This is a genomic window from Nocardia sp. NPDC059236 (assembly GCF_042754085.1).
In the GTDB taxonomy this organism is placed as follows: Bacteria; Actinomycetota; Actinomycetes; order Mycobacteriales; family Mycobacteriaceae; genus Nocardia.
Genome location: NZ_JBHZAF010000005.1, coordinates 463,419 through 478,680 on the forward strand (window position 1 = coordinate 463,419; position 15,262 = coordinate 478,680).

Annotated in this window: 15 protein-coding genes; 1 reads left to right on the forward strand and 14 read right to left on the reverse strand. The window is 70.9% G+C overall.

The features are described 5' to 3' along the window. Window positions 1-13: 13 nt before the first annotated feature. Genes ACFXIV_RS16865 through ACFXIV_RS16875 form a run of 3 tightly spaced genes read right to left on the reverse strand, consistent with a single transcriptional unit; the run spans window position 14 to window position 3,706 of the window. Window positions 14-1,219, reverse strand: coding sequence for a GNAT family N-acetyltransferase (locus ACFXIV_RS16865; RefSeq protein WP_379403182.1), 1,206 nt, complete (start codon window positions 1,217-1,219; stop codon window positions 14-16). Then, window positions 1,216-2,517: a DegT/DnrJ/EryC1/StrS family aminotransferase gene (locus tag ACFXIV_RS16870; RefSeq protein ID WP_379403183.1), complete on the reverse strand. Its 1,302-nt coding sequence runs from the start codon at window positions 2,515-2,517 to the stop codon at window positions 1,216-1,218. The genes ACFXIV_RS16865 and ACFXIV_RS16870 overlap by 4 nt, the downstream gene beginning before the upstream one ends. A gap of 7 nt (window positions 2,518-2,524) precedes the next feature. Beyond that, entirely contained in the window at window positions 2,525-3,706 is a 1,182-nt protein-coding gene (locus ACFXIV_RS16875) for a 2-deoxy-scyllo-inosose synthase (RefSeq protein WP_379403184.1), read from the reverse strand. Between the two features lie 293 nt (window positions 3,707-3,999). Between ACFXIV_RS16875 and ACFXIV_RS16880 the strand changes: the two genes are divergently transcribed. Beyond that, window positions 4,000-4,788: a helix-turn-helix domain-containing protein gene (locus tag ACFXIV_RS16880; RefSeq protein ID WP_379403185.1), complete on the forward strand. Its 789-nt coding sequence runs from the start codon at window positions 4,000-4,002 to the stop codon at window positions 4,786-4,788. Here the strand turns inward: ACFXIV_RS16880 and ACFXIV_RS16885 are convergent, their stop codons facing one another. The 11 genes from ACFXIV_RS16885 to ACFXIV_RS16935 all read right to left on the reverse strand — a co-directional run bounded on the left by ACFXIV_RS16885 (window position 4,789) and on the right by ACFXIV_RS16935 (window position 15,261). After that, window positions 4,789-5,580: an alpha/beta fold hydrolase gene (locus tag ACFXIV_RS16885; protein WP_379403186.1), complete on the reverse strand. Its 792-nt coding sequence runs from the start codon at window positions 5,578-5,580 to the stop codon at window positions 4,789-4,791. 145 nt (window positions 5,581-5,725) lie between these two features. Next, window positions 5,726-6,322, reverse strand: coding sequence for an ATP/GTP-binding protein (locus tag ACFXIV_RS16890; protein ID WP_379403187.1), 597 nt, complete (start codon window positions 6,320-6,322; stop codon window positions 5,726-5,728). Then, window positions 6,297-6,644, reverse strand: a complete 348-nt coding sequence (locus tag ACFXIV_RS16895; RefSeq protein WP_354832974.1) for a DUF742 domain-containing protein — start codon at window positions 6,642-6,644, stop codon at window positions 6,297-6,299. The genes ACFXIV_RS16890 and ACFXIV_RS16895 overlap by 26 nt, the downstream gene beginning before the upstream one ends. Next, the gene (locus ACFXIV_RS16900; protein WP_354832976.1) at window positions 6,641-7,075 is read right to left on the reverse strand and encodes a roadblock/LC7 domain-containing protein; all 435 of its coding nucleotides are present in this window, start codon (window positions 7,073-7,075) and stop codon (window positions 6,641-6,643) included. Before ACFXIV_RS16900 ends, ACFXIV_RS16895 begins: the two co-directional genes overlap by 4 nt. Then, window positions 7,072-8,601 carry an ATP-binding protein gene (locus ACFXIV_RS16905; RefSeq protein WP_379403188.1) on the reverse strand — a complete coding sequence of 510 codons (1,530 nt, stop codon included), beginning with the start codon at window positions 8,599-8,601 and terminating at the stop codon, window positions 7,072-7,074. The genes ACFXIV_RS16900 and ACFXIV_RS16905 overlap by 4 nt, the downstream gene beginning before the upstream one ends. A 397-nt stretch (window positions 8,602-8,998) precedes the next feature. After that, window positions 8,999-9,946 (reverse strand): ABC transporter substrate-binding protein, encoded by a 948-nt coding sequence (locus ACFXIV_RS16910; RefSeq protein WP_379403189.1) that lies wholly within the window; start codon window positions 9,944-9,946, stop codon window positions 8,999-9,001. Between the two features lie 46 nt (window positions 9,947-9,992). Further along, window positions 9,993-11,162 carry an LLM class flavin-dependent oxidoreductase gene (locus ACFXIV_RS16915; RefSeq protein WP_379403190.1) on the reverse strand — a complete coding sequence of 390 codons (1,170 nt, stop codon included), beginning with the start codon at window positions 11,160-11,162 and terminating at the stop codon, window positions 9,993-9,995. Then, a complete protein-coding gene (locus tag ACFXIV_RS16920) occupies window positions 11,159-12,394 on the reverse strand; it encodes an LLM class flavin-dependent oxidoreductase (RefSeq protein WP_379403191.1) in 1,236 nt (411 codons plus the stop codon). Before ACFXIV_RS16920 ends, ACFXIV_RS16915 begins: the two co-directional genes overlap by 4 nt. Window positions 12,395-12,491: 97 nt before the next feature. Beyond that, window positions 12,492-13,517 carry an ABC transporter substrate-binding protein gene (locus ACFXIV_RS16925; protein WP_379403192.1) on the reverse strand — a complete coding sequence of 342 codons (1,026 nt, stop codon included), beginning with the start codon at window positions 13,515-13,517 and terminating at the stop codon, window positions 12,492-12,494. Continuing rightward, on the reverse strand, window positions 13,514-14,284 hold the full coding sequence (locus ACFXIV_RS16930) for an ABC transporter ATP-binding protein (protein ID WP_379403193.1): 771 nt from the start codon (window positions 14,282-14,284) through the stop codon (window positions 13,514-13,516). Before ACFXIV_RS16930 ends, ACFXIV_RS16925 begins: the two co-directional genes overlap by 4 nt. Further along, a complete protein-coding gene (locus ACFXIV_RS16935) occupies window positions 14,281-15,261 on the reverse strand; it encodes an ABC transporter permease (protein ID WP_379403194.1) in 981 nt (326 codons plus the stop codon). The genes ACFXIV_RS16930 and ACFXIV_RS16935 overlap by 4 nt, the downstream gene beginning before the upstream one ends. Window position 15,262: the final 1 nt, after the last annotated feature.

Here is a 15,262-nt window from a genome sequence, read left to right on the forward strand (position 1 = left end):
CAGGGGAGTTCGATCAGAACGGGGTGGTGTTGAACGGTTTCCGCGCGGGGGTGAAGGCGCGGTCCAGCGCCTCGAGGGCACCGGTGGCGATCTCCTCCACGCGGTCGGCGCGCGCGAGCTCGCCGAGGGTGTGGGCGCCGAAGTAAGCGGTGGTGAGTTCCAGCGGGCCGATGCGGACATCGGCCACGGCCTCCTCGACGGGCGCCCAGCTGCCGCGACCACCCGCGATATCGAGCAGGTAGGCGCCGGAACTGAGGCCCCACGGATCGGCGACCTCGACCACCCCGTGGAAGTCGCCGCGGAACTCCCGCGACGCGATGGCCTTGGGCAGGTTCAGGATCCACATCCACATGCCCGCGTCGATTCCGGTCACCGCGGCCGCACGGGAGTCCTCGAGCAGCAGCGGGGTGGGGTCGTCGAGCGCGGTGTCCATCCGGATCTCCGTGTACTCGCCCTGCCCGAGCAGGCACCGCAGCAGTTCCCGGTGCGCGGCCACGGTGAGCGCGCAGAAGTCCTTGACCAGCACCGTATTCCCGGCCAGGTCGTAGATCACGTAGCCGTCCGGGTGCACGATGATGAAGGACTGCGGGCTGATGGCACTCGCCCACCAGGATTCGCCGCGATCCAGTGCGCCCGGGGTGGCCTGCTGCCACAGCGCGTAGATCTGCCGCAGCTCCCCCACCGATTCCGCCAGCCCGGCCTCCCGCACCGACGCCGAATCCCGCTCGGAGACCCGCAGTTTCGCGTGCCCCCGGTCGATGCGCAGGTGCCGGGTGTGCGTCGTGACCCCGACATAGGCGTAGCTGCCGCCCGGGCCGGGCATGGCGGCCAGCACGTCCGCCTCGGTCTCCATGGCGATGGTCATGAGCTCGGCCTGGACCTTGGCGTAGATGCCGCGCTTCTGGTGGGTGGTGGCGACCATGCCCTGCGCGCACGCCGCGACCGACAACTGCGCGCCGCCGGGCACGGTCACCGTGGTGCGGATGATCGCGGCGGTCCCCACGATGCGCGGTTGCCGCGCGATCGAGACGTCCTCGACCACCGCAATGTCCTCGAGCCGGAACTGCCGCTTCCACGCCTCGAAGTCGTGAGTCTTCACCCCGCCGAATGCGCGGGCATACCGCCCGCGCAGCTCGTCCCAGTCCGATTCGACGGCCCGGCGGGTGATGATGCCGTCGATGATGCGGCTCTCCCAGTCCGCCATGAGTTCCGATGTCATGCCATGCCTTTCGGTTCGGGGACGGGGTGCGCGGGCAGGTCGGCGGCGTGGGTGCGCACCTTGTCGAGCGCGGTCAGGATGTCGTCGACGTCGCCGCGCCGGCCCAGCAGCACGCTGTGGTGCAGCAGCAGGGTGTGGTCGCGGTAGTGGTCGGCTCCGGGGAAGGGGCGACCGGCGGCGCGTTCGACGGCGTCGGCCCACCAGCGCGCGAAGCGGGGTTTGGTGTGCGGGCGCAGCAGGGCGCTGCGGTGCAGGGGCACGCGCGGCGGGTAGACCCTGGTGCCCAGTTCGGCGGTGAGGGCCGCGGCCACCTGGTCGACGGTGGCATCACCGAAAGTGCCTGGCTCGAAGCGGATTCCGTATTCGTAGACCGCGCGGCGATCCACCGGGGCGGGCACGGGGATGGGCGCCAGGCCGGGGATTCCGGGTAGCCCCGTTTCGAGTTCCTTGGCGCGCGTCTCGCGGATCGTGTGCTGGTCGTCCAGGCGCGGCAGCTGGTCGAGCAGCAGCGCCGCGGTCAGCTCGGACATGCAATAGTTCGCGCCCATGACCGTGCCGTCCTCGACGAGCTCGTACTCCCCGGGCCTGGGACCATCGTCGGTGTATCCGCGGGAGTCGGCGCGCAGCATCAGCATTCGCCGGTAGAGCTCGTGGCTGCCCGTGATCGCGGCCCCCGCCTCCCCGGCGGCGAGGGATTTGGCGGCCCCGAGGCTGAAGACGCCGATCTGGCCGAAGGTGCCGACCGCGCGTCCGGCCCATCGGGTGCCGTGGGCCTGCGAGCAGTCCTCGATCAGCTCAAGCCCCGCGGCGTCGGTGACCGCGGTGATTAGGTCGAGTTCGGCTGCGGTACAGGCCAGGTGCACCACGATGACCGCTCTGGTACGTGGTGAGATCGCGGCGCCGAGGTGGTCGGCGGTGAGGCAGCCGGTGGCGGGATCGACGTCGACGAGCACCGGGACCGCGCCCACCCGCAGCACCGCGGTGGCCGGGGCGACCCAGGTCATGGCGGGCACGATCACCTCGTCGCCGGGGCCGATGCCGAGCGCTTCGAGCGCGATGACCAGGGCGCTCGAGCCGTGGTCGACGCTGACCCCGTAGTCCGCGCCGTTGTAGCGGGCGAACGCCTCCCCGAACATCCGCTCCCGGGACTTGCCGCCGTTCGGGCTGTACCAGGTGACCGACCAGCGCGAGGAGTGCAGTGCCGCAAGCAGTTCCGCGGCGGTGCGATTGTCGTACCGGGGCCAGCGTGGCCACGCACGCGCCGAGCGCACCGGCGTGCCGCCGAGTATCGCGAGCACCGCGGGCCTACCCGACCACGACCGGCGCGGACGCCGACGGCTGAGCGATCACGTCGAGGGCGGCGCGGATCTCGCGCACCGCCACCGGCACCAGCGGCAGATCGCCGGTGTACTCCGGGCGGCCGAGGGCGCGCAGCAGCACGAACGGCACCGCATCGGGCCGAGGCGGCAGATAGCCCCTCTTGTTGTCGTCGGCGACCACCGCGAGCACATCGTCGATGCGCACCGAATCCGGCAGCGCTGGTTCCACCCCAAGACCGGTGACGATCTCGTAGTGGACGCTCACCTCGTCGTCGGACAGCCACCCGCGCGCATGCGAGATGTGCGCGGCCACCAGCATTCCCAGCGCAATCGCGGTGCCGTGCGGCAGACCCGCCGCGCCGCGCACGCGATGATCGCAGATCTCGATGGCGTGGCCGACGGTGTGACCGTATTCGAGGACCAGCCCCCCGCCGCGCTCGTACGTGTCGTCCCGGGTGACCACGGATTTCGCGGCAATGCTGGCGTCCAGCAGCCACAGCAGCGAATCCGGTGCGGTCATGTTCCCGATCACCGCCCGCAACCCGGCCAATGCGGACGGGTCGATCGCGAGGCAGTTCTTCGCCATTTCGCAAAGGCCCGAACGCAATTCACGCTCGGGCAGGGTGGTGAAGAACTCGACGTCGGTGAATACCGCCTCGGGCGCGTAATAGGTGCCCAGATGGTTCTTGCCCACTCCGCTGTTGATGGCCTGCTTGAGCGAGAGCACCGAATCCATCGCCGCGATGGTCGTGGTCGGCACGTGCACCAGCCGCACACCCCGGAACAGCAGATTCGCCATCAGCCCCGCCAGATTGCCGGGCACGCCACCCCCGAAGGACACCACCATCGACCGTCGCGTGATGCCCGCGCGCAAAGCGGTTTCCAGGTGGCCGGACAAGCAGGTCAGCGTTTTCATGGACTCGCCGGAGGGATGCGAAAGGATCAGGGACGGAATCGATCCGGCCAGCCGGTCGATATCACGGCGGTAGCGGGACAGCACCTCGTCGTCGGTGACGAATACCAGCCGGTCCGCGCCCAGCGCGGCGATGGCCGCACCGATCTCGGTGATGCAGTGGCGACCGAAATAATAGGGAAACGATCGTTCCCCGATCACTATCGGGCGCGACCGCAGCCCCGATTCGTCGCCCGACAATGAATTACTGGCCATTTCCGGTGCCGCTCCTCGCTATTCGCCGATACCCCCATCGTCTCCCCGGCCGGCGCCGCTGCCGTCCCTCGCACGGCCAATATCGAATGCGAGCTCCCCGCTTGGCAACCGCTCGGATACCCCAGTCATGAGCAGGCGAATTCGCGAGCACCACTGCGCGAAACAGGCTTCCGCAGCGCGACCACCGGCGGTGGTACCGCCGCATCCGGGCACCCCGGCTCGTCGTTCCACCGCACCCGGCGGCGGGCGGGCACCTAGGGTGGAGGCACGCTGATCTGTTCGAGGGGATGCCGTTGGCCGACAACGAATTCGGGCTGCCGACCGCCGAGGGGCTGCGCGCGCCCACACTGGCCGAGTTCGTGCGCGAGCGGCGCGCACGGGCCACCGGCCGGCATCCAGCGGGCCTGACCCGGAAGCAGCTGGCCGAGGCCACCCACGCCAGCCTGGGCTATATCGCCAAGATCGAACAGGGTGAGGCGCTCAATCCCGGCCCGGCCATTCTGGATTCGCTGGCGGCGGTGCTGGAGCTGGATGTGGCCGAGCGCATCCACCTCTACCACCTGGCCCAGCAGCGCCCGGCCGCCTCGGCCGCGCGGGCGCTGCGCGTCGGGGATCCGGCGGTGGGCGCGGTGCGCACCATTCTGGACGCGCTGCTGCCGCATCTGGCGGCGGCCCTCGACGACGGCTGGCATGTGGTGGCGTGCAACAGTGCCTTCGACGCGGCGCTGCCGGGATTGTCGCGACACGGCCACGTGCTGCGGTGGATGTTCACCGACCCGCGGGCACGCCTCGTGGTCGAGGAGTGGGAGCGCGAGGCCCAGTTGATGGTCGGGCGTTTCCGCGCCTACGCCGCCGGGTCCCGCGACCGCGACGAGATCGACCAGCTGCTACGGGAACTGGGCGAGCAACCCGACTTCCGGCGGCTGTGGACCGCGGGACATGTGCACATCGGCCGCCACGACCCCACCTTCACGCTGCGCGATCCGCGCACCGCCACCGTGTTCGACGTGCGGGTGCAGCGCTATCGCGGGACCGCGCCGGGTCCGGCGCACCAGCTGTTCCTCGGACTGATCGAGACCTGATCAGGACGGCAGGGCGGCGAGGAACTCCCGCAGCAGCGCGTTGACCTCGCCGGGGTGGGTGAGGTTCGGTGTCATGGCGGCCCCGGCGATGGTGTGCACCGGGGCCGGACTGCCCAGCGCCGCAGCCAGTTCCGCGACCTCCTCGGCGCTGGTGGCCTGATCGGCCAGCCCGCGGATCACCAGCGCCGGACAGTCGATGTCACCGAGCAGCTCGTGCACCGAGTCACGGTTGACCAGGCATTCGCCCGCCAACCGCATCCGATTGCGCGGGGCGGCGGCCCACTTCGCCCGCCACGGCTGCTGATCGGCGGCGGTGCCCCCGATCATGAGCGAGCACACCATTCTGATGGTGGGCCCCGGGGTCGCGCTGCTCGCCCACATGTCGAGCACCTCGCGGTACCCGGCACGCCGCTGCGGCGTCATGGCCGCCGCGCTCGACCCGATCACGATCAGCCCCGCCACCCGCGGCCGCGCCAGCAGCGCCATGCGCACGGCCGTGAACCCGCCGTGCGCGACCCCGCCCACCACGACACGCTCCAGACCCAGCTCGTCCACCACCACCCAGGCGTCACGGGCGAGATCCCAGTAGCTGAACGGGGTTTCATCGTCCTCGCCGGCCCCGTGCCCGCGCGAGTCGATGGCGATGATCCGGTAGTCGGGCGCGAGCGCGTCCATCTGCGGGGCGAACATCTCCTGGTCCATGAACAGGCTGTGTCCGAACACCACCGCCGGCCCCGGCCCGCCGGTATCGGTGTAGTGGATCTTGACCGATCCGCGGCTCGCAAACGGCATTCCGAAACTCTTTCGCTTCACCCGGCAGGAAGCGCTCACCGTAGCGCAGATTCCAGCTCGGATGGATGGCGTTGCGAGATGCGTCACGCGAGCGGCCCGGCCGGGCCTTTCACCACGAATGATGTTCTGCCCGTGGAAAATACGGCTAGACGCGCGGCTCCAACAGGTACTCGACCAGGGTGATGAGCGATTGCAGGCACGGATTGCGGTCCCGGGCGTCGAGCCGCAGCAGCGGCGTGCCCTGGTCGAGGTCGAGCGCATCGCGGACCTCGTCGAGCGGATGCTTGGGCGCGCCCTCGAAGTCGTTGACGGCCACCGCGAACGGCACACCGCGCTCCTCGAGAATGGACAGCGATTCGTCGGCCTTCTCCAGCCGGCGCGTATCGACCAGCACCAGCGCGCCCAGCGCACCGACGGCCAGGTCCTCCCAGATCGGCACGAACCGGCGCTGGCCGGGCGTGCCGAACAGGTACAGCGCCAGCCGCGGATTCAGGGTGATGCGGCCGAAGTCCATGGCCACCGTGGTGGTGGTCTTGCCCGGCAGCCCGGCCATATCGTCGACGCCGACGCTGGCCTCGGTGATCGTCTCCTCGGTGCGCAGCGGCCGGATCTCCGACACGCTGCCCACGAACGTGGTCTTCCCGACGCCGAAGTTCCCCGCCACCAGCAACTTTACGGTGCGGGTGACGGTCTCCGGCACATAGTCGACGACGCGCTCATGCGGAGAGAGCGCGGAGTCCATCGAGTACCTCCTCCAAGAGGGCTTTGCCCGGCAGCGCTTCCACCGGGGTCGGGACGGCCAGATGACCGCTGTCCAGTAGGTCCGCCACCAGGATCTTCACGACCGAGGGCGGCAGGTCCAGATAGGCCGCCAACTCGGCCAGCGTCAGCACGCCGCGGCGGGCGAGCTGGATGATGCGGCGGGCGTCGGCCGACGCGCCGGGGGCCGGATCGGCCACCGCGACAACCAGACTGACCAGATCCAGCACCCGCGTGGGGCGCGATCGGCCGCCGGTGCGCACATACGCCCGGACCAGATCGGGGTCGCGCCGCGGCCGGCTCATGAGCGCGGCAGATCCGCCCTGGTCCGCGACATACTGCCGAGCTCACGCCCGACCCGCAGGGCCAGTTCGTTCATCCGGTGCGCGACCAGGCTGACATCCACGTCCTGGGTGGTCGAAACACCCAGGAGCGCACCGGCTCCGGCGGCGGTGATGAAGATCATACCGTCGGCGTACTCGGTCATGTTCTGGCGCACCGCATTGTCGGAGGTGCCGCCGCAGAACTCGGCGAGCGCCTTGCCCAGGGCCCGCAGGCCGGAGGCGGCCGCGGCGAAACGCTCGGCGTCGTCGATGCTCACGCCCCCGGTGTGCGCGATGCGCAGGCCATCCTCCGATAGCAGGACGGCGAACCGGACCCCCGGCGCTTCGAGATCGTCGAGCAACCAGGCCAGCCGGTTGGTGTCACTGACGGCGGTCGCGGGCGTACCGGTCACGATGTCATCCCTTCGGAGTGCTCGAACGCGGCCGCTCGACCGCGCTGGGAGCCGCTGTGCCAGGCAGCGGCGATATCGGGTCGCGCGGATGTCTCATCCACGACGACCGGGCGCACGGGTGCCGCCACCGACACCGACGCCGAGCGACGGCGCCGCTTGGGCAGGCCGCCGGGAGTGAGTTCCTGAGGCACCGAATCCATGGCCACCACCGTGGGTTCCGGGTCGGGTGCCGGAATCCGGGCGGGCGCCGGCACGGGGGTCGGGGCGGCAACGGCCACGGGTGTCGGGGCGGGCGCGGCCAGCAGGGTCTCCGGAATGAAGACCATGGCGCGCATGCCGCCGTACATATTCGGGCCGTCGATGTAGACGGAGAAGCCGTAGCGGCGCGCGAGTGCGGCCACGCCGGGGAACCCGACGCGCGGGGTCGGGCCCAGCGCGTGGATGTCGACGAGCTGGTCGCCCGCGAGGACGCGGCGGGTCTCCTCGAGCTGCTCGGGGTTCATCCGCACACCGGCGTCGTCGATGATCACCGTGATGCCGTGGTGACCCTCCTGGAAACCGATGTCCACGTACGAGGTCGGCGGCGAGTAGCGCAGCGCGTTGTCGAGCAGGGTCGCGACGGTGTGCACCAGCGGTTCCACCGCGCGGCTCACGACCGGGCGGTCCAGCTCGGTGGCGCGCACCCGGGTGTAGTCGCGGACTCGGCCGGTGGCGCCGCCCACCACGTCGGTGAGAGTCTGCTGCGGCCAGCGACGGCCGGGCAGACCACCACAGACGATCACATAGGACTGCGCCTGGCGGATCATCTGCTGCACGGAATGGTCGATGCGGGTGAGCGTTTCGAAGGTCTCGTCGTTGCGGTGCTGACGCAGCGCGGCGCTGAGCACCTGGCTGACGTCCGCGCCCAGGCTCACCACCGAGGCGCCGAAGGCGCGCACCGCGGCCGAGGTGGCCTCGCGGGCGGAGCCCTCCACCTGGGCGCGGGCGGTGTCGGCGGCCTCGGCGACCGCGCTGCGCGAGGCCTCCCCGGCCTGCGCAACGGCGACGCGGGCGGCCTCCTCGGCCTGGGCGATGGCCAGCTGGGCCACCTCCTCGGCCTGGGCCACCGCGGTCTCCCGCTCGGATTCGGCCTGCGCCACCGCGAGCTGCGTTTCGGTCTCGGCTTCGCGCCGGACCCGGTCGCGGGTCTCGACGGCCACCTTCTGCAGCTCCTCGCCGCAGCGGGCGGTCCACTGCCACACCAGCTCCGCGATGCGCGACTGCTCGAGCACGATCGGCAGATCCACGGTGGGGTTGTCGGGGTCCGAGCGTCGCACGGCGGCACCGATGGCGGGCACGACGTTCTCGGTCAGGTTCACGATCATGTCCTCGACCGCGACGTCACGGTTGGCCTGCTCGGCGCGCAGGGCAGCAACCCGCCCGCGTTCGGCGCGCATGGCACGCCACAGAAACAGCAGCCCGACCACGGCGAATACTAGCGCGGCAGCGAGAACCCAGGAAAGCAGCACGGCGTTGTCTTGATTCATCAATTCTCTTGTCGTCCGGCCGATCCTGAAATCGGCGGAGCCACCATAGCAGAATCCTCTGTCTCCCCTAACCTTTCGGTATCTCCGGGCAAACCGCAACCCGGAGCCCATGCAGCTCACAGCATTTCACCGCGATTTGCCCCCCGAAGCCCCGATGCGGAAGGACCCGGTCACCCGGGCGATCCGAACCCGAGGTCCACGGCCCGACAATTGGTCACTCGACCACCAACCCGGATTCCATGCTGTCCCCGCCCCTCACCTGCGCCCCCGCCCCTGCCTGCACGCCGGCAACCTCCCGGTTCCCGCAGCAAAACACCGCGTGGCACCCGGTGGAGACCGCTCCAGCAAATCGTCTCCACCCGATGCCACGCGGCAACCGGCACTGCTCGCGCGGGCCTCAGCCGGCGGTGGCCACCGTCGTGGCAGTGACCGCATCGGCGATCCAGGGAACGACCGCCGCGCGCACATCGATCCGCCGGGGCAGCAAGCCGTTGGCGGTCAGCAGGTCCGCCGCGCGCTGTTGCTCATCGAGGAACTCCGCGGTCACCGGACCGACGCCGAAGGGCCGGCCACGCAGGGCGGCCTCCCAGGCATCGAGGTCGGCGGTGCCGCCGCGGGCGACGATATCGTCGACGAAGTACTGTGCGGCCGCGCGCGGGTTCTCGGCGATCCACGCGTCGGATTCCTGCAGGGCTGCGATGATCGCCTCCAGTTCCGCACGGTGCTGCTCGGCGAACCCGCGGCGGGTGAACCACAGTGACGGGTGGCTGAACACCGACTCGGTGTCGACGAGAGTGTGCAGTCCGGTGGTGGCCTCGAGCGCCGCCAGCGCGGGGTAGGCGCCGACCCAGGCGTCGAGTTCACCGGTGCGCAGCAGGTTTCCACCATCGTGGATATCGGTGTCGACCGGTTCGATATCGGCCCAGCCGAGGCCGGCGCGGTCCAGGGCGAACAGCAGCAGGGTGGTCTGCCAGGAGCCGTGGGCGATGCCCACCCGCTTGCCCTTCAGGTCCGCGACGGTCTCGATGCCGCTCCCGGCCGGGGCGACCAGGCGGCCGTTCTCGATGCGCGGGCCGGAAATGCCGACGTAGACGATGTCGCGATCGTTGCCCAGGGCGGTGATCGGCGGGGTGAAGCCGGTGCCGATGAAGTCGTAGCCGCCCTCGGCGAACAGCCAGTCCGAATGCTGGGACGGCAGGGCGGCTTTCACGTCGACAGGTGCGGGCTTGGGCAGTGCTCGCAGATCGACCCATTCCACCTCGGGCAGAGCGTGTTCGAGGATGCCGCGGTGGCGCAGGACGAACAGGGAGTTGTTGTGCGGGAAGTACCCGACGCGGATGCTCATGAAATCTCCTGGTGAATGCGGGTTTTCGGGGATGTGGTCGCGGTGGTCAGCGGGTGGCGGCGAGAGTGGCGGCCGGGCCGGGTACGGTGAGGCGGGAGCGGCCGAGCAGCGGCAGCACCTCCTCACCGACCCGGTACGCCTCCTCCAGGTGCGGGTTCCCGGCCAGGATGAACGCATCCACGCCCAGGTCGATGAGTTCGTCGAGGCGCTGGGCGACCTGCTCGTAACTGCCGACCAGGCCGAAGGCCGGGCCGCCGCGAATCAGGCTGAACCCGCACCAGACATTGGGCTGGACCTCCAGATCCCGGTAGCCGGCAATGGTTTCGGGGACCCAGCCCTGGATGCGGGCCGCACCCACCGAATCGCCCTGGGCGGCGCGGTTGGCGGCGTCCCGATCGACGAAGGCCCAGCCCTCCTCGATCTCGGCCCAGGCGGCCTCCGCGGTGTGGCGGGCCACGATGTCGATGCGGACGGCGAACTTCGGTGTGCGGCCGGTGCGTTCGGCGTGTGCGCGCACGCCGTCGAATTTGGCGCGCAGGTCGGCGAAGGGCTCGAGCCAGGACAGGTAGTAGTCGGCGTGGCGGCCCGCGGCCTGCACGGCGGCGGGTGAGGAGCCGGAGAAGTACACCTCCGGGAACGGTTGCCCGGCCAGGGCGGGCGGCAGTGCCGCGCCCTCGGTGCGGAAGAAGCGGCCCTCGTGGTCGAGGGGTTCGCCGTCCCATACTCCGCGCAGCACCTCGAGGAATTCGCTGGTGCGGGCGTAGCGGTCGTCGTGGGAAACCTTGTCGCCCCACCACAGTTGGGCCGGTCCCCCGCCGCCGCTGATGATGTTGTAGACCAGCCGCCCGCCGGTGGCGCGCTGCAGGCTGGCCGACATCCGCGCGGCCTGCACCGGGTGCAGGAATCCGGGCTGGAAGGCGACCATGAACCGGTAGGTGGTGGTCTCGCGGGCCAGGGCGGCGGCCACCGCCCACGGGTCCTCGGTGATGGGGAACGACGGCAGCAGGCCACCGAGGAACCCGGCCGATTCCGAGGCGCGGGCGACGGCCGCGGCGTGATCGAGGTAGCTGTAGCCGTCGAGTTCGCCCGCGCGCACGGCCGGAGCGATATTGCCGGGACCGTAGCCGCCCGCGTGGCCGCGGTTGTAGCGGCGCGGGGTGCGCAGCGAGGCGTGATCGCCCTCCATGCCGATGCGCCAATAGATGTCAATGGTCATGCGGTGGCCTCCTTCAGGGTGCGGCCGGTCGGGTCGGCCAGGAACAGCAGGTGTTCGCCGGCGCGGTAGACCTCCTCGAGGTGCGGATGCCCGGACAGCACCACGGTGTCGACGCCGGCCGTGGCGTACGCCCGCAATCGCCGCGCCACCTGCTCGTAGCTGCCGACCAAGCCGATGGCCTGCGGATATCCCAACTGGGTGAAGCCCGCCCAGCGCCCGTCGCCGAGGTCCAGCGCCTCCGCACCCGGCCCGTCCGGATACAGTTCGCGCCATTGCCTTTCGACCCGGGCCCACGCCTCGGTCTCGGTCTCGCGGGCGATGACGGGCACCTCGACGCCCGCGCGCACGGTGCGCCCGGCCGCGGCGGACAGCGCCCGCAGTTCGGCGAGGGACGCATCGAGGCCCTGTGGCGTCTCGGTGAACACGTGCACATCGCCGTGACGTGCCGAAAGTTCCAGCGCCGCGGTCGAATCCCCGCTCAGGTACACCGCCGGGAAGGGCAGGCCGGACAGGATCCCCCGGAATCCGCCGTCGATGACGTCGTAGTACTCCCCCGCGTAGTCGAACCCGGTGCCGCGGAATCCGGCCGCGGGCACCGGGTTCTCGTTCCAGACACCGCGCGCCACGGTGAGAAATTCCGCTGCGCGCGCGTACCGATCGTCCCCGGTGACGCGGTCACCACGCTGTCGCGCGTCGTCGGCGTCGGCGTCCACCGCCAGCCGCCAGCCCAGTCGCCCCGCCGAGAACCGTTGCAGGGACGCCGAAACCTTCGCCGCGTAAACCGGTGTCCCGAAGCCGGGATGGAAGTCGACGACGACGCGCGCGTGCCGCGTGGCCCGCAGCGCCGCACCCGCCACGATCCACGACTCTTCGCCTGCCGGGTCGTAGGGCGCGAGTACCCCGTCCAGACCGGACAACTCGGCGGCGTGCACCACCTGGTGCAGGTCGTCGAACGGCCCGAACCGCCCGGCCCGGACATCGGTCACGGCACGATCCACCGTGTGGGCCTCGACGCTCGCCGAGCCGCCCACCTCGGCCGGATCCGCGCCGACCACACCGAGAGCGGGTTCTCGGCCGTTGTCGGGCACGCCGCCGATACCGTTGCGCCCGGCACGATTCCGCTCGGCATCGACGGCGGGGATCGGACTGCCGCCCCGGCCGCGGTGCCGCAGCCCCGCATCGGCGCGGCGGCCATCACCACGGCTGGGCAGCCGCCACAGGTATTCGGTCATGCCCGCACCTCCGCGGCCGCGCTGGTCGATCTGCGCGCGCCGCGCTTGTGGCGCGCGGCGAGGTCGGCGGGAGCCGTTGAGCGCCAATGGGGTTCGGTCATGCCGCGGCCTGTCCGGCGGCGACGAGGGCGCGCGCCTGCTCGAGGGGTTCGGGGGCGATCCAGGAGCCGAGGTCGAAGTCGGCGGCCAGGAAGCCGTGGGTGTAGAGGAACTGCTGCTGGACGGCGAGCAGCTCGAGGCGCTCGTCGGACAGCGAGGGGTGCAGGCCGATGTTGAAGTCCGTGCCGTAGGCGGCGGTGACACCCTCGGGGCCGGACAGGGTTTCGCGTTGCAGGACCTCGGCGGCGTCGTCGCGGTGGGTGGTGGCCCAGTCGGCGGCGCGCAGAGTCTGGGCGAGGAAGCCGATCACCACGTCGGGGCGGGTGTCGAGCAGATACTGGTGGACGGTCAGCGGGCGGGGTGTGCCGTTGTTGACGCGTAGCCGCTTGGACTCGGTGGCGTCGAGGTCGACCGCGATCCGCAGCCCGTGTTGCTGGGCGACCTCCTGTGCGCGTGCGCCTTTGACGTAGATGGCGTCCACGGTGCCGTCGAGCAGCTCCGCCACGCCCCAGGTGAGGCTCCGGTCGCGCTGCTGGATCTCGGTGCGCACCTGGGGATTCGATTCCACGCCGAATTCGATGACGCGCACGTCGGCCAGCGTCAGGCCGCCCAGGCGCAGGGCACTGGCGAAGCCGTGCAGCGCCATCGCGCGCGGGAAGCTGCGCGCCCGGTCCCGCGCCCAGGCCGGAATGCCGACGCGCAGCCCGGCCAGCTCGGCGGCGGAGGTGACCGGCGAATCCGGGCCCACCACAATGGCTTGTGCCTCGTCGATCCAGGTCAGGCCGATGAGCCGGGTCGGCGAGCCCTGGGCGCGGGCGGCCAGGGCGGGCACATTGCCGCCCTCGCGGATGAGGCCGGGCAGATCGTGGTCGAAGTGGCGGATCGCGAGTTCGGGTGCGGCGTCCTGGAGGACGCCGAAGGCCAGTCCGTTGTGTTCGGCGGTGTCGCCGAGCCAGCCGAGGCTGTGGGCGAGGCCGCTGGCGGTGGGGACCGGGCAGCGGGTGTACCAGAGGGTGTCGGTCATGGAGTGCTCCTGGGGTTTTCGGTGTCCGGACGGTCGACGCCGAGCTGGGCGAGGAAGGCGGCCCGGTAGCGCAGGGCGGCCGGATCTGTGCGGTCGCGCGGTCGCGGCAGGTCGATGGCCTGATCCACGGCGAAGCGGCCGCGGTCGAGGATGAGCACCCGATCGGCCAGCCGTACCGCCTCGTCCACGTCGTGGGTGACCATGAGCACCGCCGGGCGGTGGCGGGCCACCAGGTCGCCGACCAGGTCCTGCATGCGCAGGCGGGTGAGGGCGTCGAGTGCGGCGAACGGCTCGTCGAGCAGCAGCAGATCGGGCTCGCGGACGAGCGCCCGGGCCAGGGCGGCCCGCTGTGCCTCCCCGCCGGAGAGCGTGGCGGGCCATTGGCGGGCCCTGCCGGCGAGCTGGACCTCGGCCAGCGCGCGCAGCCCGGCTTCGCGGGTCGCACGCGAACGGCGCTGCCCGATGGTCACATTCGCCAGCACCCGCTTGGACGGAACCAGGCGCGGCTCCTGGTAGACGGTGGTGCGGGCGGACGGGACCAGCACCTCGCCCGCGCCGGGCTGCTCGAGTCCGGTCAGCAGGCGCAGCAGGGTGGTCTTGCCGGTGCCGCTGGGGCCCAGCAGCACCACGAACTCGCCGCGGCGGATGGTCAGGTCGACACCGGCGAGGATCACCTTCTCGCCGAAGGCTTTCCGCAGTCCGGTGATCGAGACCGCCAGTGGCGACGCGGTGTCGGGCGGGATGGTCGTCGCGTGCGGGGTCGTCATCGCATGGCCACCTGTCGCCGCCACGGCATGGCCAGCCGTTCGACCAGCCGCACCGCGCCGTCGAAAACCAGTCCGAGCAGCGCGTACAGGACCACGCACAGCACCATGTAGTCGGTGCGGTTGTATTCCTGGGCGAGGGTCACCAGATAGCCGACGCCCTCGGTGGTGCCCACCTGTTCGGCGGCGATGAGGCCGGTGATGCTGATGGACAGGCACACTCGCAGGGCCATGAGCACCCCCGGCAGCGCGGCGGGCAGGATCACCTCGGCAACCAGCCGGACTCCGGTGAGCCCGAAGCCGCGCGCGGCCTCCACCATCTTGCGGTCCACGTTGCGGACGCCGAGGTAGGTGTAGGCGTACATCGGGGCGACCGTCGCGACGGCGATCAGCAGTACCTTGTACAGCTCGTCGATGCCGAACCAGGCGATGAACAAGGGCACCAGTGCCAGGAACGGCACCGCGCGCACGATCTGCAGGGTCGAATCCACCAGTTCCTCACCGAGACTCGACAATCCGGCCAGCAGGCCCAGCGCCATGCCGACTGTCACACCGAGCGCGACGCCGAGCGCGGCGCGCGTGAACGACGCCAGCGCGAAGTCGGTCAGCTGGCCGTTGCGGGCCAGCTCGAGCAGCGCCGACCACACCTTGGGCGGACCGGCGAGTACCTGCGGCGACAATGCCCCGGTGGCCGACCCGATCCACCAGGCGGCGATGATCAGCGCGGGCAGCACGAATCGCAGCGGCAGCGAAACCCATGCGGGCCTGCGCCGTTCGATCCGTGCCCGGGGCGGGGCCAATCCGGATATATCCGCGCCCGGATCCGGGGCGGCCGCGGTCGCACGCCCGGCCGCGTTGTCATCGATCGCGTCCGAGGCGGGATCGGCTGCGGCCGAAAGGTTCTCGTTTTCGGTCGTGCTGGGTGGATCGTCGTCGATACCCGAGACCTGCTGCGGGGCGGGCGCGGCGGAAGTGGCCATG